This is a genomic window from Dickeya oryzae (assembly GCF_020406815.2).
GTDB classification, from domain to species: domain Bacteria; phylum Pseudomonadota; class Gammaproteobacteria; order Enterobacterales; family Enterobacteriaceae; genus Dickeya; species Dickeya oryzae.
On sequence record NZ_CP162670.1, the window covers coordinates 1450636 to 1468222 of the forward strand.

At 56.8% G+C, this 17587-nt stretch carries 17 protein-coding genes; 10 read left to right on the plus strand and 7 right to left on the minus strand.

Annotated features, from left to right (window positions below):
* The first annotated feature begins 1 nt into the window (after position 1).
* The 6 genes from gspI (at position 2) to LF929_RS06340 (ending at position 5259) form a co-directional block, all read left to right on the plus strand.
* A complete protein-coding gene (gspI, locus tag LF929_RS06315) occupies positions 2-379 on the plus strand; it encodes a type II secretion system minor pseudopilin GspI (RefSeq protein ID WP_012885481.1) in 378 nt (125 codons plus the stop codon).
* On the plus strand, positions 376-1137 hold the full coding sequence (gene gspJ / locus LF929_RS06320; RefSeq protein WP_226092741.1) for a type II secretion system minor pseudopilin GspJ: 762 nt from the start codon (positions 376-378) through the stop codon (positions 1135-1137). Before gspI ends, gspJ begins: the two co-directional genes overlap by 4 nt.
* Positions 1134-2246 carry a type II secretion system minor pseudopilin GspK gene (gspK, locus tag LF929_RS06325; protein ID WP_226092742.1) on the plus strand — a complete coding sequence of 371 codons (1113 nt, stop codon included), beginning with the start codon at positions 1134-1136 and terminating at the stop codon, positions 2244-2246. The genes gspJ and gspK overlap by 4 nt, the downstream gene beginning before the upstream one ends.
* Positions 2243-3445, plus strand: a complete 1203-nt coding sequence (gene gspL, locus LF929_RS06330; RefSeq protein WP_226092743.1) for a type II secretion system protein GspL — start codon at positions 2243-2245, stop codon at positions 3443-3445. The genes gspK and gspL overlap by 4 nt, the downstream gene beginning before the upstream one ends.
* Positions 3442-3930 (plus strand): type II secretion system protein GspM, encoded by a 489-nt coding sequence (gene gspM, locus LF929_RS06335; protein WP_038905084.1) that lies wholly within the window; start codon positions 3442-3444, stop codon positions 3928-3930. The genes gspL and gspM overlap by 4 nt, the downstream gene beginning before the upstream one ends.
* A gap of 477 nt (positions 3931-4407) precedes the next feature.
* A complete protein-coding gene (locus tag LF929_RS06340) occupies positions 4408-5259 on the plus strand; it encodes an A24 family peptidase (protein WP_226092744.1) in 852 nt (283 codons plus the stop codon).
* Between the two features lie 175 nt (positions 5260-5434).
* On the opposite strand, the gene ypdK is transcribed toward LF929_RS06340, so the two are convergent.
* The gene (gene ypdK / locus LF929_RS06345) at positions 5435-5494 is read right to left on the minus strand and encodes a membrane protein YpdK (protein WP_099048981.1); all 60 of its coding nucleotides are present in this window, start codon (positions 5492-5494) and stop codon (positions 5435-5437) included.
* Positions 5495-6034: 540 nt separating this feature from the next.
* On the opposite strand from ypdK, the gene LF929_RS06350 reads away from it, so the two are divergent.
* Together LF929_RS06350 and LF929_RS06355 are read left to right on the plus strand one after the other, a co-directional pair.
* Positions 6035-6607, plus strand: a complete 573-nt coding sequence (locus tag LF929_RS06350; RefSeq protein WP_226092745.1) for an alpha/beta hydrolase — start codon at positions 6035-6037, stop codon at positions 6605-6607.
* A gap of 406 nt (positions 6608-7013) precedes the next feature.
* A complete protein-coding gene (locus LF929_RS06355) occupies positions 7014-8072 on the plus strand; it encodes an alkene reductase (RefSeq protein ID WP_226092746.1) in 1059 nt (352 codons plus the stop codon).
* 415 nt (positions 8073-8487) lie between these two features.
* Here the strand turns inward: LF929_RS06355 and LF929_RS06360 are convergent, their stop codons facing one another.
* The 6 genes from LF929_RS06360 to LF929_RS06385 all read right to left on the minus strand — a co-directional run bounded on the left by LF929_RS06360 (position 8488) and on the right by LF929_RS06385 (position 15686).
* Entirely contained in the window at positions 8488-8904 is a 417-nt protein-coding gene (locus tag LF929_RS06360) for a hotdog fold thioesterase (RefSeq protein WP_016941155.1), read from the minus strand.
* 41 nt (positions 8905-8945) lie between these two features.
* Complete coding sequence (gene dhbA / locus LF929_RS06365) at positions 8946-9704, minus strand: 2,3-dihydro-2,3-dihydroxybenzoate dehydrogenase (RefSeq protein ID WP_038908588.1); 759 nt, start codon at positions 9702-9704, stop codon at positions 8946-8948.
* Positions 9701-10576, minus strand: a complete 876-nt coding sequence (locus tag LF929_RS06370) for an isochorismatase family protein (RefSeq protein ID WP_210176499.1) — start codon at positions 10574-10576, stop codon at positions 9701-9703. The genes dhbA and LF929_RS06370 overlap by 4 nt, the downstream gene beginning before the upstream one ends.
* Positions 10577-10579: 3 nt before the next feature.
* Positions 10580-12208, minus strand: a complete 1629-nt coding sequence (locus tag LF929_RS06375) for a (2,3-dihydroxybenzoyl)adenylate synthase (RefSeq protein ID WP_226092747.1) — start codon at positions 12206-12208, stop codon at positions 10580-10582.
* Complete coding sequence (locus LF929_RS06380) at positions 12205-13392, minus strand: isochorismate synthase (RefSeq protein ID WP_226092748.1); 1188 nt, start codon at positions 13390-13392, stop codon at positions 12205-12207. The genes LF929_RS06375 and LF929_RS06380 overlap by 4 nt, the downstream gene beginning before the upstream one ends.
* Positions 13393-13475: 83 nt before the next feature.
* Positions 13476-15686 carry a TonB-dependent siderophore receptor gene (locus LF929_RS06385; protein ID WP_226092749.1) on the minus strand — a complete coding sequence of 737 codons (2211 nt, stop codon included), beginning with the start codon at positions 15684-15686 and terminating at the stop codon, positions 13476-13478.
* 311 nt (positions 15687-15997) lie between these two features.
* Here LF929_RS06385 and fes point away from each other — a divergent pair, with 311 nt between their 5' ends.
* Positions 15998-17290, plus strand: coding sequence for an enterochelin esterase (gene fes, locus LF929_RS06390; RefSeq protein ID WP_226092750.1), 1293 nt, complete (start codon positions 15998-16000; stop codon positions 17288-17290).
* A 34-nt stretch (positions 17291-17324) separates the two neighbouring features.
* Positions 17325-17543 carry an MbtH family NRPS accessory protein gene (locus tag LF929_RS06395; RefSeq protein WP_038905071.1) on the plus strand — a complete coding sequence of 73 codons (219 nt, stop codon included), beginning with the start codon at positions 17325-17327 and terminating at the stop codon, positions 17541-17543.
* The last annotated feature ends 44 nt before the right edge of the window (positions 17544-17587 follow it).

The following is a 17587-nucleotide window of genomic DNA, read 5'->3' on the forward strand; positions in this document are numbered from 1 at the left end:
GATGAAACAGCAGGGAATGACGTTGCTTGAAGTGATGGTGGCGTTGGTTATTTTCGCGTTGGCGGGGTTGACGGTGCTGAAAACAACCGCGCAGCAGGCCAATAGCCTGGGGCGTCTGGAAGAGAAGACGTTTGCGCTCTGGATTGCGGAAAACCAACAGGCGGTGATGCGGCTGGAAAAACAGTGGCCGCAAACCCAATGGGTGACGGGGGAGGTGACTTTTGCCGGTTCACAGTGGTTTTGGCGCATTCAGGGGGTAGCCACAGCGGATCCACAGGTACGCGCCATCGATGTTGAAGTGCGCCATGATCGTGACAGCCGCGCTGCCGATGCCGTATTGCGCAGTTATCAGGTTCAGCCGGGAGACCCTGCGCAGTGAAACGTCCAGAAAGAGTGAAACGGCCAGAAAGCGGCTTTACCTTGCTGGAAATGATGCTGGCGCTGGCAATTTTCGCGGCGTTGAGTCTGGCTGCCTCGCAGGTGATGAACGGCGTGATGCATAACGATGAGGCGTCAGCGCGCAAAGAAGCCCGACTGGCAGAACTGCAACGGGGCTTTTCCCTGATGGAGCGGGATTTTTCACAAATCGTTCCGCGCCGTAGCCAAGGCTATGAACTGGGGTTTTATGCTGAGCGTTATCAATTAGGCAGCGCTGATTGGGCAGTCAGCTTCATCCGTAATGGCTGGCTCAACCCGCTGGGCATCATGCCGCGTTCGGAACTACAGCGGGTCGGATACCGGCTGCGTGGCGATACGCTGGAGCGGTTGTTCTATGATTCTTCCGAGCCGCTGTCGACGCAGGAACCTGCGATACGAGCGGTGTTAACCGGCGTCAGTGGTTTCGTCTTGCGCTTTTTCGGCAAGGATGGCTGGCAGGATCGTTGGGATGATGCGACCCATCTGCCGCGAGGTATCGCTATCGTCGTGACCTTGCGGGATTACGGCGACATTACCCGTGTGTTTATGGTGACGCCGCGCTATGTGGCAACGCAAAATCAAAATAAGGCCGGGCAAAACGGCGATAGCCGCGACGACGATAAGAACGTGAGCAGTCAGGAACAACAGTCGCAGGACAATACCGATGGCGAGCAGAACCAGCAGGCTGCACCGGATGATAACAGCGGGGGGGATTCATGAGTCGTCGCCAACGTGGAGTCGCTCTGCTGATCGTGATGTTGATGTTGGCATTGATGGTCACTATCGCCGCGTCGATTACGGAGCGCAGCGGTAAAGCCTGGCAACGTACCAGCAATTTACTCAACCGTACGCAGGCCCGCTGGTATGCCCTGGGTGCGGAGGCGCTGATTTCCAGCGTGTTACAGCGTGATGCGAAGGCGTCGCCCCAAAGTACCTTTATCGGCCAGCCCTGGTCTAAAGTGGACCATCAGGTAATGTCGGACGGCAGTGAAATTCGCGCCCAGGTGCAGGATGGTCAGGCTTGTCTTAATCTGAATGCGTTGAGCCCGGCAAAGAGTACAACGGCGACGGGCGTGTCCGGCAATAGTAGCGGCAACAATTCAACAGGCAATAACACGAGTAGTAGCAATACAAGCAGTAGCAATACAAGCAGTACAAGTAGTAACAGCGGGACAAGTAGTAATAACAGCAGTAGCACCAACAGCGCCAACCCTGAGCAAGGGCCGTATGCCGCGCGGGTTTTTCGCCAGCTATTGATTGTGTTGGGGGAAGAGCCTAAGCAGGCGGAACATATCACCGATGCGGTACGCGATTGGATCGATGAGGATAGTGAACCGCTAATGAACGGTGCGGAAGACGACAGCTATGTCAACTTTCATCCTGGTAACCAGCGCATGGCGGATGTTTCAGAACTGCGGGCGGTCATGGGGGTGGATGCGGGGTTATACCGTCGGTTATTGCCTTATGTCTGCGTCCTGCCGGTGGACAAGCTGGCTATCAACGTGAATACGTTGACGCCAGACAGCGCGCCGTTGCTATCGGCGTTATTCATGGGCGAAATCAGTCGGGATATCGCTGAGCGCATTTTGCAGCAACGACCACCGCAGGGGTGGCGCAATCTGAATGATTTTATGGGGATGTTGACGCTGTCGGGAAATGGTAAGACTGGCGCTCGCCAGGTGCTGGTGATAAAGAGCGACTGGTTTTTTGCTGATATCCAGATACGGGTGGACGACAGTGAATTCTATCAACGCAGCCTGTTTCACCGCGGTAAACAGACTGAGGTAGTACAGCGTCAGTACGGGGGATATAGGACGGTGAACCCATGAATAAGGCCGAAAATATCAGCGGCAAACAACAACTGATTTTGCGGTTACCGACAGAAGCCTCCGGCAGTCTGGAGTGGCTTATCTGGTCTGTCAGCCGTCACCAGATGCTGTCCAAAGGTACGGGCACGCTGGAGAGCCTTCAGTCAGCGTTGGCGGATTATCCGGTCATGTCGGTACGGGCACTGGTGCCGTCCACGGATGTGACGCTGCATAACCTGTCATTACCACGCCAGTCGCGTCGGCAACTGTTACAGGCGATTCCATTTATGTTGGAAGAGCAGGTAGCAAGCGATATTGACCAGTTGCATTTTGCCGTTATGGACATGCAAGGGGATACCGCAACGGTAGCGGTGGTGCAAAAGTCACGTTTGCAGGCGTGGCTGACGTTGTGCGAGGAACTGGGCGTGCCGCTAGAAACCATCATGCCGGATGTGATGGCATTGCCGCGTGCCGATAGCGCCTGGAGTGCCATTAGCCACCAGAATCTGTGGTTATTCCGCCAGGATACCGGTATTGGCATGGCCGCTGAGGAAAGCTGGTATCAATCGTTGCTGTCCAGCTTTCAGCCATTACCTGCCGTACACTGCTACAGCCCGGTACCTGCGTCGGCACTCACCTGGCAACCACAACCGGTAACCGATTTACTGACACTGGTGGCACAAGCGACCTTGCCAATGAGTATGGATTTGCGGCAGGGGGAGTATGCGCCGGTGAAGCCCTGGAAACAGGCGCTGTTGCCGTGGCGCAATGTGCTGATTGCCTTGTCTGCCTGGTTGCTGCTGGTGTTGGGGGAATCGGTCTGGACCCATTATCAACTGTATCGCCAGGCGGACTACTGGCGTCAGGAAAGCGTACGGGTATACCGCAAATTGTTCCCGGATGAAAAACAGGTGGTTAACCCGCGTGCGCAGATGCAACGCCATTTGCAGGAAGTGCGCACAGGGGGCAGTGGCTTTGCCTTGACTGAACAGATGAACCGGTTGCAGCAGTTAGTGGCGCAGAATGACGGCGTGTCGTTGCAGTCGTTGTCGTACGATCGGAGCCGCGATGAACTACGGCTCAGCCTGCGTGCCACGTCCTATGCGCAGATGGAGCAGTTCCGTCAGCAGGCCCAGGCGTATTTCCAGATCCCGCCGGGGGAAATGAAGCAGGAAAAAGACCATGTTGAAGGCCAGTTAACCCTGAGGAGTCAGCCATGAATGAGTTACGTCGTCGCTGGCAGATAATGAGCCAGCGCGAGCGGATGATGATGCTGGCGTGTGGCGCTCTGGTGGTACTTTGCCTGTTGTATTATCTGATCTGGTCACCCTGGCAGGAGAGTGCGCGGCAATGGCAGATGACTATCGATCGTGAGCGCCAGACCGTGCGTTGGATGCAACAGCAAGCGCCACGGTTACCGCCGCCGGAAGGCGCACGGCGACAAATTGCCGGTCGTGACATCAGCCTGACGGTATTGGTGCCGCAAAGCGCGGCCCGTTTCGGCATTACTGTACTGCGTATGCAGCCGCAGGAGTCGCAGGTATCGGTAACGCTGGCCCGTAGCGACTTTAATAATCTGCTGCACTGGCTGGCCGAACTGGAGCAGAAAAACGGCGTGATTACCCAAGGAATGGATGTGACCGCGGTACCCAACAGTCCAGGCATCGTGGAAGTGACCCGATTGTCGCTGGAGCGGGTGTTGTAACGGGAGTGGGTATTGTAACGGATCAATCCGCGAGTCAGCCGCACTGTGCGCTGGCTCGTAAAAAATAATGTCCGCTACCCGGCTGCCTTGCCGGCGCTGACAGTGGTGTATATACCCAAAATAATTCGAGTTGCAGGACAACACGCTCGCGTGTTGAACAACGCGATGCGTTGGCCCTTTAGGGCAAGGCACGTTAGAGCCTTGTAACGCGGCAAGAGAGTGACAAATTCGTTGGGAACGAATTTGACCAGCCAACGGCTGGCCTCTGGTGAGAGACAGGATGTCTCTCATTTCATCCCGATGAGCTTACTCAGGTAAGTGATTCGGGTGAACGACAAATCGGCATACGCCGATTTGAACGCTGCTTGCAGCGGCCCGAAGGGCGAGGCCCATTGATGGGCCGAGTAACGCCGCCAACACACCTGCAACTTGAAGTATGAGGGGTATAGGCCATCAGGGATCGGAATAGGAGAAAACATGGATCTGGTCACCTTCGCCAATACTAGCCCGCGTATCTGGCTGGGTATGCTGCTCGTACTGGGGCTGGTCATCGGCAGCTTCCTCAACGTGGTTATCCACCGGTTACCTGTCATGCTGGAGCGGCACTGGCGGCAGGAGGCGCGTTTCCACCTGGGGTTGCCCGTTGGTGCGCCGCCTGCTCGTTATGATCTGTGCTGGCCGCCGTCTTCCTGCCCACACTGCCATCAACGCTTACGCGTACGTGACAACATTCCGCTGCTGAGCTGGTTATGGCTGCGTGGGCGCGCCCATTGCTGCGGTGGCGAGGTATCCTGGCGTTATCCGCTGATTGAATTGTTGTCAGGGGTCGCCTTTTTGTTGGCGGGTTTACTCTGGCAACCGGGGCTGGCGCTGCTGGGGGCATTGCTGTGTATTAGCATGTTGCTGGCGCTGGCAGTGATTGACGCGCGCACCCAACTATTACCGGACGTGATGACATTGCCGTTGTTATGGTGCGGGTTGTTGTTCAATCTGGCCGATACGTTTGTACCGCTTGAGCAGGCGGTTGTCGGTGCCATGGCGGGATACCTGTCGCTGTGGCTGATTTACTGGGGATTTCGCCTGCTGAGTGGACGAGAGGCGCTGGGGTATGGTGATTTCAAATTGCTGGCCGCGTTGGGTGCCTGGCTTGGCTGGCAGGCGTTACCTAATCTGGTGCTGATCGCGTCGTTAGCCGGGCTGGTGGCGACACTGTTGTGGCGGCGCATCCGGCGTATCAGTATGCAGCAACCGCTGGCGTTCGGCCCCTGGCTGGCGGTGAGCGGGGCAATTGGTCTGGTGTTGAATGTGCTTGGTGGCTGGAGTCACTAACGAGCCGGATACCGTCTTGCAGCCGGTCCCTTTTCTCCGTACCGCTAAAAGAAACAGGCTGGCAGAATAGCTGCCAGCCTGTCGTTTTATTCGTCTTTCGTGTACTGATAATTATTTTTTGTTGTCGCTTCAACAGGAGCCTTCTGTCGAAGTGGATGAGGAAAAACCGTCAGGGTTATTCCAGCATCAGTAAAAAAGTGCCTACCCATAAAAATAAAATAAACGAAACGCCCATGAATAAGTACTTCACTGATTTTTCTCCAGGACTATTACGCCAGCAATAATTCCTACGCCAGCAATAATTCCGATTGTGCGTTTAGCTTTCAGGAGCCGCCTGCATTGAGACGATCCCCAGTCACTGCCGCCTGGGCGGGCAGATAAGGGAATCGGCGCTAATCTACGCTGGGTCAGGGGCGAAATTCAAGCGGAATGTTTAACGCTGACTTATTGATGTGCCCGGTGCTCCTCACTAGTGACGATGATCGTCGTATCGCCAGCGCTGGGGAATGGGTATTCTTTCGTCAGACGGGGTAAGCCAGCAGGTTATATGGCGGCAAGTACCAGACATAAAAAGAAAAAATCGTTTTTTTGGTGAATCGGGCCAGCATGTAAATTGCTGTACTGAATCAGGATACAAATCAGGAATCCCGTGGTAGGCTGTAAGCCGGTACTGATATTGTTATCAGATTGTAATGGAAAGGATGTAAGGATGGCGGGGTCTTTAATGCTGTCTGTGTCATCCTGACGGACAATCAACAGGGAGACACAGAACCTGATGCAGACAACAGAAGTAGACCAGCGGCTGAGAGAGCTCGACTCGCGCTTAACGATGGTGCTGGTGCCGGGATTGCGTGACAGTGACGAAGACCACTGGCAGAGCTACTGGGAACGCCGGTTTCCCTTCTGGCGGCGTATCCGCCAGAAAGAATGGTATCAGGCAGATCTGGATCGCTGGGTGTTGGCTATCCGCCGCGAACTGGCGACCTGTGATCGCCCTGCGGTGCTGATAGGCCACAGTTTTGGCGCGCTGGCCGCCTGCCATGTGGTCCAGCAGGGCATGGAAGGGATTGCCGGTGTGATGCTGGTGGCACCTGCAGAACCCATGCGTTTTGAGATTGAAGACCGAATTCTACCCGAGCAACTGGCGGTACCCAGTCTGGCATTTGCCAGCCACAACGACCCGTTGATGACCTTTTCCCGTGCCGAGTACTGGGCGAAAGTCTGGGGAAGTAGCCTGGTGGATGTGGGCGAAGGCGGGCATATCAATGCTGAAGCTGGGTTTGGTAAATGGGAGTATGGGCTGCAACGTCTGGCGGCGTTTGGTGAGCACCTGTTGCCTGCCGGTTGATGCGGCGAGACTCGCACACAGGCTGGTGTGCTGTGTGGCTATCCCTACCTATCTTCGTCATTGATAGGCTACCAACGCGTTGGTTTGCTTATCTGATGTATCTATTGGCCCATCGCCCGATGGGCCATTGTCCCCAGTGTTAAGCCTGAGGGTACTTTGCCCACCATCATCTGGCGTTATAACCTGATGCGTCATTATTAGCACCTAATGGTATGGCGACTGTTCCTGCAATAAGGTATATCCCTTGTCCTGAGCCGTTACCGATGCTACCGCTGTTACTGGAGCGTTGTTATTGGGTATTCGGCTATCGCATTATCGTTTCGCTATCACATTACCGTTCGCTAAAAACACAAGGCGGTGGGACGTAATCACCCGTATCGACCGCCAACAAATTAAGGAAAACGCTATGCCAGGTTTGTTTGATCCTATCCATATTGGTGCTATTCAGGCTGAAAACCGTATTGTCATGGCGCCGCTGACCCGCATGCGTGCTTTTGATCAGCGCATCCCAAGCGCGCTGTCGCAGGAGTATTACGTTCAGCGTGCCAGTGCCGGGATGATCCTGACGGAGGCTACCGCCGTCACCCCACAGGGTGTCGGTTACCCCAATACCCCAGGTATCTGGTCGGATGAACACATTGAAGGCTGGCGTCGCATCAATGCGGCGGTACACGCGGCAGGCGGTAAAATGGTGTTGCAGATGTGGCATGTAGGGCGCATTTCAGACCCCGTCTATCTGGACGGCGAGTTACCGGTGGCCCCCAGCGCCATTGCGGCAGAAGGGCATGTGGCGACGATTCGTCCCTATAAACCCTATGTGGTGCCACGTGCGCTGGAAACGGATGAAATCCTGGGGATTGTTGAAGACTTTCGTCAGGCGGCGGAAAACGCCAAACGCGCCGGGTTTGATGGGGTGGAAGTCCATGCGGCCAACGGTTACCTGTTCGATCAGTTCCTGCATGATGGCTCAAACCAGCGCACCGATCAGTACGGCGGCTCGATTGCTAATCGGGCGCGCTTCCTGCTTGAAACCGTCGATGCCGTGTTGACCGTCTGGCCTGCGGATCGAGTCGGCGTGCATTTCAATACCATGTCTAACACCCATTCAATGCAGGACTCTGATCCGCAAGCGCTGTTCGTCTATGTGGCAGAACAACTCGACAGTCGTAAACTGGCCTTCGTCTTTGTGCGTGAAGCGCTGGATACCCCACAGCGTATTCTGCCTATTATCCGTAAAACGTTCCGTGGCGTGGTGATCGCCAACGATGGACTGACCCGTGACTCGGCCGAGCAACTGTTAGCGGATGGCGAGGCGGATGCGGTATCGTTTGGGAGAATGTATATCGCCAACCCGGATCTGGTTGAACGCTTGCGTCGCGGCGCACCGCTCAATGAACTCAACGGCAGCACGATCTATAGTGCGGGGGCGGAAGGCTATACCGATTACCCGGTATTGGCGCAATAAAACTTACCAGGAGGCTGTTTACAAACAGCGATGTTGTTTTATGAATGGTGAAGTTTGCCCGGTCAGTGAACAGTTTCGTGCGGAATAAACGGTGTAATTTCTTTGCTGCTTTATCGCACGCACGACAATGAGAGGCTCAAACGCCGCCTCTCCTTGACCACTGGCTTGGTGGCTAAACAGTGGCGCTGTGCGCTACCTTCGGCGTTCGACTTCGCTGTTCGGGCCGCCCGTGACGCGTTCCAGACGCGGCACGGGCTTTCGCCGCGTCATGCGGCTCACCCGGCGAAGTCGGCCACCTCAGCACTGTTTGTTACGCCAGAAAACCCACTCACCGATAATTAAGGTGTTTGTCAGCAATCTGAAGGAGGCCATCGGCCTCCTTTCTCTTATTTACGACTTTCTGTATTTACAACTTCTACGGTTGAATCACCGCGGTGGTCAGCCGGGCAATACAGCAGCGCCGCTGGCGTTCGTCCACTATTTCTACCTGCCAGACTTGTGTCTGGCGGCCCAGATGCAGCGGCTGGCAGATTCCCCGCACGTCTCCCTGCGTGACCGCCCGTAAGTGGCTGGCGTTAATCTCTACGCCGACCACGCTGGCACCCGGTTCGGTGCACAGCCAGCCCGCTACCGAGCCGAGAGATTCCGCCAGCACCACGGAAGCACCACCGTGCAACAGGCCAAACGGCTGTCGGGTACGGGTGTCTACGGGCATGAGCGCTTCCAGCGTGTTGTCCGTCATGTGGACAAAACGGATCCCCAGATGCGACAACATGCACTCTTCACTCATTTGGTTGAGCATGTCTAGCGTGGTGACGCGTTTCCAGATCAAGGTGTGTTTCTCCCGTTTTCCATCAAGAGCCCATGCCAGAGTCATGCGCCCAGCGTAGCACCACCGTCGATGACCACATCCTGTAACGTCACGTGGCCTGCCAAATCAGACGCCAGAAACAGTACCGTATCGGTAATGTCGCGAGGGCGAGCGATTTTGCCGAGCGGAATACCCAGTTTGAACTGTTCCGGAAAACCGGCGATGGTATGCTGTTCTGCGTCAGGGGCGTGCCACAGGCTGCGTTGCATCGGGGTATCGGTGGAGCCGGGAGAGACCAGATTGCAGCGCACGCCATACGGGGCCAGTTCGAGACCGACGGTCAGGCACAGGCTGCGTAACGCCGCCTTAGAAGCGCAATAGGCGGCCATGCCGACGCGCGGTACATGTGCGGCGTTGGAGCCGATAGACACGATAGCACCGTCGCGTTGCCGCTGAAATTGTGGGATCACGGCCTGAAACAGATGAAACGCGCCGCCTGCGTTGACGTTCAGGCAATCCTGCCAGTCTTGCTGACTGAGTGTTTCGGTGTGGCCCATGCGCAGGATCCCGGCACCGTTAATCAGCACATCCAGATGCGGCGTCTGTGCCAGTTGTCTGGCACAGGTGGCAGCAACGGCCGCCGCATCGCTGACATCCAGTTCGATGGCGTGAAACGGCAGAGAGTCTGAGGAAAAGGCGCGGTCAAACCCGGTGACGGTCGCCCCCGCTTCGGTAAAACGGCAGGCGATGTCATAACCGATGCCACGTCCGGCACCGGTCACCCACACTTGCTTACCGCTGAAATCCAGCGCGACGCTCATGCTTCCTCCGCCTGACGCTGGCTGAGCAACTGATGCCAGTGACGCAATGTAGGCTTTTTCACTAATGTCACGAAGTCCAGGTCATGCCCTTGCTGACGCCAGCGGGTAACCAGCGACATGATGCGTACCGAGTCCAGACCATAATCCAGCAGGTTGTCGTCGTCACCGATGTCGTCATCGTCATCCAGCAACGGCAGCAGTTCGGCGCGCAGGCGCGTCAGGCCGTCGTCGTCCTGCGGCGCGAGGGCATCCAGCAGTTGTTCACAGGTCAACACCCGGCCGCAGCGACCGGCGGTATAACGCAGCGCCATCAGGTGTTCTTCCTGGGAAAAATCTGCCAGCGCGTCAGCTACCATGAACGGTTTGATGTCACGCATAAACGCATCGTTAGCGGTCGTCAGGCACCCGATGTGTGCGTATACCCCACAGATAATCAACTGGTCACGGCCGGATGATTTCAAGCGTTGTTCCAGATCCGAACGGTGGAAGGCACTGTAGCGCCATTTCACCAGCACGGTGTCGCTGTCGTCCGGTGTCAGGGCTTCGGTGATGCGCTGCTGTTCCGGGTGGCGATTGAGCCCTGGCCCCCACATGTCATTGAGCAACGCCCGGTCGGCGTCGCTCTGCTGGTTGGGCTGAGCGGTATAAAACACCGGGATACCCTGCTGACGGCATGCCTGGCGAAGGCGAGCGACGTTGGCGATCAACTGTTCGGTCAGCGGGCTGTTTTCTCCCCAGAAATTGAGGAAGTAGTTTTGCATGTCATGAATCAGCAAGGCCGCGCGTGAGGCGTCAACCGGCCAGTTCACCTTATTAACCGGCAGATGCTCTGCGCCGGGAAGCGGATAGGCGTTCAGTTTTGGAATAGCCATGATTTATTCTCCTGCAGCGGCCGTTGCGACAGACTGTTGCGCCAGCTGGCGTAGCCGCTGTTTATCGACTTTGCCCACTGCGGTTTCCGGCAGGGTGGGCAGTTGTTCAAATCGGTCCGGTAATTTGTAGTCGGCGATACCCTGTTCACGCAGGTGGCGACGTAATGTCACCGCTTTGAGTGGCTCGCGGGTGACCAGGAAAGCGCAGCTTTTCTCACCCATCATCGGGTCGGGCACCGCCACCAGTGCGGCATTGATCACGGCAGGGTGGCGAAGCAGCAGGTTTTCGATCTCTTCAGCAGCAATCTTTTCCCCACCACGGTTGATTTGGTCTTTTTCACGCCCGACCACTTGCAGGTAGCCATCAGCCTGTTGGATTACCACATCACCAGAGCAGTAGAACCCTTGCGCGTCGAACACCTGGCGGTTGTAGGCGGGGCTGCGGTAGTAACCACGGAAGGTATAGGGGCCACGTGTCATCAGGCGGCCCGGTGTACCGTGCGGTAATGGAGTGCCGTCGGCATCGGCTACCCAGACCTCGTCATCGTCGCTGATAGGGCGGCCTTGTGTGGTGAAGCAGTGGACATCGTCATCGTCCAGCCGGGTGTAATTCACCAGCCCCTCAGCCATGCCGAACACTTGCTGTAACTGGCAACCCAGTTCCGTTGGTATGCGTCGCGCCAGCGATTCGCTTAACCGTGCACCACCGACCTGAAGTACGCGCAGGCTCGCCAGCGCGTGGCGATTACCCGATAACGCCACCGCTTCCAGCCACAGAGTGACAGCTGGGGGAACCAGCGCGGTGAGGGTGATGCGATGCTGCGCAATCAACGGGAAACAGCAGGCTGGGCTGGGGTCGTTTGCCAGCACGACCGTACCCCCGGCATAAAACACACCCAGTGCACCCGGCGAACTGAGCGGGTAGTTGTGGGCGGCGGGCAGGGCGCACAGGAAACGGGTATGGGCGTCAACCCGGCAAATCTCCACGCTGCCGCGAATGCTGTAGTAGTAATCGTTGTGGGTGCGAGGAATCAGTTTCGGGGTGCCGGTGCTACCGCCGGAAAGCTGGAAGAATGCCACCTGATCGGTGGGTGTTGGGGTTGCCGGTGCGAAGGCTTCCGCTTCCAGCAATAGCTGTGACAAATCCTGAGACGTGTTGCCGTCGCCGCGCAGCAGAACGTGCTGTAACGTGGGGCAGCGTTGGCGGAGTTCGTTGATAAAATCATCGTTGGCGAACAATGCGTGGCTGCGATCGGCTATCAGCAGCGTTGGCGCAATCTGGTCGGCATAGGCGCACAGTTCGCTGCGCTGATGACTGAACAGGGCGTTGACCGGCACGATACCGGCCCGCAGCAGTGCGAAGTAGGTCAGGTAGAACTCGGCGGTATTGCCTAGCTGTACCAGCGCTGTTTGCCCCGGCGCGATGCCCCGGCGTTGCAATGAGCCAGCTAACTGCGCCACCAACTGGTTCATCTGGCGGTAGCTGAGCGTGCGTTCGCCATCGATCAGGGCGATGGCGTCATTATCGGCATGGCGGGTGAGGATGTCGCCCAGCGGGAGATCCAGCCAGTAGCCCCGCTCGCGATAACGCTGCTCCAGCTCGGGCGGCCAGCGGGTGAATTCAACCATCATGCTGCACACTCCTGATCCTGACGCAGACCAAATGCACGCAGCATGGTGCTCAATTTAACACCGGTTTCGTGCCATTCAGACACGGGCTGAGAGTCTGGCACAATGCCTGCACCGGCAAACAGCCGTACCCGGTTTTGCCGTACTTCGCCACAGCGAATAGTCACCACCCACTGGCCGTTGCCTTCATCGTCGCACCAACCGACGATACCGCCGAATAGCCCGCGGGTGAACGGTTCCAGTTGGGCGATGCGGTCTCGGGCCGCTTCAAACGGTACGCCGCACAGCGCCGGGGTGGGGTGCAGCAGACAGGCCATCGACAGGGCGTTTTCCCGGGCATCCAACACTTCACCCTGAACACGGGTCGCCAGATGCCACAGCACCGGCGTGCTCAGCAGCTCGGGGGTGTCCGGAATGGTCAGTGTCCGACAACGTGATGCCAGCACCCGACGAATATCATCGGTGACCAGCCGGTGTTCGTGGCGATCTTTCGCTGAGGCCAGCAGCGTACGGCGCAGGCGTTGGTCTTCCACCGGGTCGTCGCTACGGCGGGCGGAACCGGCCAGCGGCTGCGACACAATGTGGTGACCTTGCTTATGCAGTAACAGTTCCGGGCTGGCACCCAGCAACGCGCCTTGTTCCAGCGGCACGTGGAAGTTGTAGCTCCAGGGATTTTGCTGGTTGAGCTGTCGCAACAGGCGGATTGAGTCCAGCGGTTGCTCGGTGTCGATATCCAGCAGGCGTGACAGCACGATTTTATTCAGCTCACCGTTGCGGGTGGCGTCAACGCCAGCACTGACCATCTGGCAAAAGGTATCGTGTCCCGGCACTTCACGTATTTGACGTGCGTTTATTGGCGTGGCGGGCAACATGTCGTGTTGTAGTGTGTCCCGTGAGAACCAGTGAGACTGTTGTGGCACAAACAGTCGTGCAGGCTGGCGTTTGTCAAACGGGATCGCGCCCACCAGCAGTGGCCGGGCGATACCATCCTGTCGGGCGCGGGCAAACAGGGCGCTGATCTTTTGCTGGACATCACCCTGGAGGTGCTCGCCCCCTGCCACGGCCGTCGACAAGGCGGCGTAACATCCACGGGCATGCAGGCTGTTGTCGGGAGACAGAAACAGAAAATCATCGTGCTGAAGTGTGCGGATATCCAGCGATGAAGAGGTAGCTGCGAGCGTTGACACGGGGGTTTCCTTATGTCGAGAGTGGAACAAAATGGTGGCGCACAGGCGTCACCGCAGGGCGGGAAAACCCGCCCTGCCGCGTATTACCAGCTATAGCTGACCGTCGCGACGACAGTACGCCCACTGCCGTAGAAGCAGGCGGTATCGCCACCGCATGACGCTACATAGCGCTTGTCGGTCAGGTTGTTGACGTTCAGTTGCACGGTGGTGCCTTTCAACTGGGAAGAGAGCGACCCCAACTCGTAACGTGCCATCGCGTCGTACAGGGTATAGGCCGGGACTTTGAAGCTCTCGGCGTTATCGCCGTAGCTTGAGCCGACATAACGCACCCCAGTACCCAGCGTGACGCCACGCAGCGGACCGTTCTGGAAGCTGTAGCTACCCCAGGTGGACGCAGAGTGACGCGGAATCGCCGATGGTGTTTTGTTCACCTGGCTGGCGGTGTAGCTATCCTTGGTGACCGCGTCGGTATAGGTGTAGGCCGCCATCAGGCTGATTTCCGGCGTCAGTTGCGTGTGCACTTCTGCTTCCGCGCCTTTGGATTTCACTTTGCCGATCTGTTCGTTGTACTGGGTCACGCTGTTGTACGAGGTGATGTTTTTCTGCGTGATATCAAACAGCGATAAGGTCAGCAGGGTATTGCTGCCTTTAGGCTGGAACTTGATACCCACCTCGGATTGTTCACCGGTGGTCGGTTTAAACGCAGGCGTGCCGGGTGCGCCGGAGTCCAGGTTGGGTTCAAACGAGGTGCTGTAGCTGACATACGGCGAAATACCGTTATCGAAAGCGTAGAGCAGGCCAGTACGACCGGTGAATTTACTGTCGTCTTGCTGTGTTGAGGTACTGGTGGTGTGGTCTTGCGTGCGTATTTGGCTCCAGTCATGGCGACCGGACAGCAGCAGGTTCCACTGATTCCACTCCATCTGGTCTTGCAGATAAACGCCGACCTGATCGAGTTTCTTCTTGTAAGACTGGTTCAACGAGAGCTGGCTGTCGCTGACCAGATAAGAACCACCGTAGCTGGGGTTCGCCCAGTCAAAGTTGTATCCCGAACCACTGTTGCGCCAGTAGTTGTAATCGCGGTCCTGCCATTTGTAATCCACCCCACTGAGTACAGTGTGTTGGACATCGCCGGTTTCCAGTTTGACCTTAATCTGGTTATCCAGACCGATTTCATCGGCGTTCAGTTCTTCACGCACCTGACGGCGGGATAACGACGTATCAGAGATTTCCGGGTTACTCCAGGTATACACCAGATACTTGTAACGTTCTCTTAGCTGGGAATAGCGGAAGTTTTGCTGGAAAGAGACGTTATCGTTAAAGGAGTGGTCGAGAATATAACCGATACCGATCTGCTCGCGTTTTGAGCGATTGTAGTTGGGGTCGCTGACGTCCAGATCACGCGGAATATAACCTGCGCTGGCTTCGGTCACGGTACCTATCTTGGGCAGGAAGTTGCGGTAACCGGCCTTAGGATCGTTCTGGTAACTGGTCAGCAGCGTAAAGCTGGTATCGCTGTTAGGCAACCAGGTGATCGCCGGTGCGATAGCAACGCGCTTCTCTTTGTAATCCTTGACGAATTCATCACGGGTGCTGGCGATACCATTGAGGCGGTAAAGCAGGGTTTTATCGTCATTGAGCGCGCCGCCGAAATCAAACGCTGCTTCGCCCAGATGCTGATTACCCGCGCTGAATTCCACTTTGTGGATATCTTCTGCCGTCGGGCGTTTGCTGGTCATGCTGATAAGCCCGCCGGGGTTGACCTGTCCATACAAGACGGAAGCCGGGCCGTGCACCAGCTCTACCCGCTCCAGCAACCAGGGATCTATTTTCCCCAGCGCTGCACCCTGGCCGCTCAGGCCATAGCTCAGGCCATCAAGGAATTTCGGCGCGTAGCGGAAACCACGGGCAATCACCTCATCATTGCGGTTAGACGAACCGCGGTAGTTGCTGACCACGCCGCTGGAATAGTTCAACGCGTCGGACACGGAAGAAACCGCTTGCGCGTCCATCTGGTCGCGGGTGACCACGGTGACGGATTGCGGGGTTTTGATGAGCGGCGTGCTGGTTTTGGTGCCGGACGCACTTTCCTTCGCCACAATGCCTTTCAGCGGTGCAGTCACGCTTTCAGCGGCGGTTGCCGACACCACCATGGTATCGGTGCTGGTCGTGGTTTCTGCTGCCTGTGCATGCGCAGCCACCAGCAAGGTGGAAGCCAGCATGGCTGGCATGGCGTTTTTATTTTTCTGCCAAGACTTTAGTTTTGTTAATTGTTTCTTCCTGGTGCTACGCATCAGTGATCCCCTCCTGTAAAAGATCTTATTTTTTGTGTACGTCAGGCTGTGTACTCACCGGCCTTGCCATTCTTTGCGTTAAAGAATCGAATCAACTTTAAATTCATGTGGTTAATTCGTTTTTTAGCGATATGTGACCAGATGGCGAGTTTTTAAATCCCAGTAAATTTTGGGAATTGCATATTATTGCAAATGAAAATGTTTCTCAATATTATTCTCGTTGTCTAAATAAATGTAAATTCACAAGCGGACACATTAGTCCTGTTAACTAAATGTAAGTGAAACGTAAAGGGCAGACACAGGAGGTTTTGATGTCGGCAGTACAGCCGTCAGGTTTCGCCGCCACGCTGTTGTCATCACCCCAGGCCGGGGATGACGCGTGGTGGCAACAGATCGCCAGCGTGGGGACGCCGCTGGTGGAAACGCAGGATAGCGGACGGGTTCGCGTGACTTTTCTCTGGCGTGACCCGAACGGCGATGAGCATCACTCCGCTATCCAACGGGTCTATGCCGATATCAACGGCGTGACCGATCACCACAGTACCGATCCGCAGAGCCTGGCGCGCCTGCCCGGTACCGATGTCTGGCATTGGTCGATGGTGATTGAACACGACTGGCGTGGCAGTTATTCCTTGATTCCGATTGAGGCGGCGCAACTGCCACCGCCATTCAGCGACGATGAACAACAGCGTGATTATCAGCAGCGGGCGTGGTGGTGTTCGCTGTTTCCCTGCGCGATGGCTGATCCGCTCAACCTGAACCGACCGTGGGGTGCGCAATTGTCAGGGGCGCATATGCCGGGTGCGCCAGCACAGCAGGCCTGGCGAGCGGTGGATCAAGGCGAGGCGAGTGACGCAGACCCGGCCCGGCTGACGGTGTTTGACTGGCAGAGCGAGCAGCTCGGCAACCAGCGTCGCATTTGGCTGTACACCACCGGAGAGAGTGAAGCACCAGCGCAACGGCCGCTCTGTCTCGTTCTGGATGGGCAGCGGTGGGCTGACGACACGCCGCTGTTTAGCGCTCTGGATGCAGAAACCGCACTGGGGAATCTCCCGCCCGCCGTTTGGTTATTTATTGACGCGATTGATGGCGAAACCCGTTGTCGGGAATTGCCGTGCGATGCCGCGTTCTGGCAGGCGGTACAGCAGGAATTGCTGTTGCAGGCGGCACGCCTGACGCCGTTTAGCGACGATCCAGACCGCACGGTGGTGGCCGGGCAGAGTTATGGCGGACTGGCGGCGCTGTACGCCGGGTTGCACTGGCCGCAGCGTTTCGGTCGCGTACTTACGCAATCAGGCTCGTTCTGGTGGCCAAATCTGCAATTCATTACCGATTTTGACCAGCACGCAACGCTGGAGCCCGGCGTGTTGGTCACCCAGGTGCGGCAGGGTGGCCGGGCCGCATCGCCGCTGGTGATTTTTCAGGAAGCGGGACGACGTGAGGCGGATATCGCCTTCGTCAATCAACAGATGCATGAGGCGCTAATAGCGGCGGGGCATCAGGTTTACCAGCGTGTGTATGCCGGTGGGCATGACACCTTGTGCTGGCGCGGCGGGTTGATAGAGGGATGTCGTTGGTTGTTGAACCACACCCACACCCGATAACGCGCAGCAACCCTTATCACATGAGGTAATAACAATGAGTCAGGAACAAGTGAATCCGTTTGACGATGATCGTCTGACATTTCTGGTCGTCATCAACGAACAACAGCAATACAGCCTGTGGCCAGAGTTTGCCGCCGTACCGGCGGGCTGGCAGGTGGTCTACGGGCCGCAGTCCCGCGAGGCGTGCATCGCCTATACCGAAACCCACTGGCAGGACATGCGTCCGGCGAGCCTGCGGGCTGAAAACGCCTAACCGGCATGACCAGTCGGGACTGTTTCCGTTGACGGAGTAAGGAA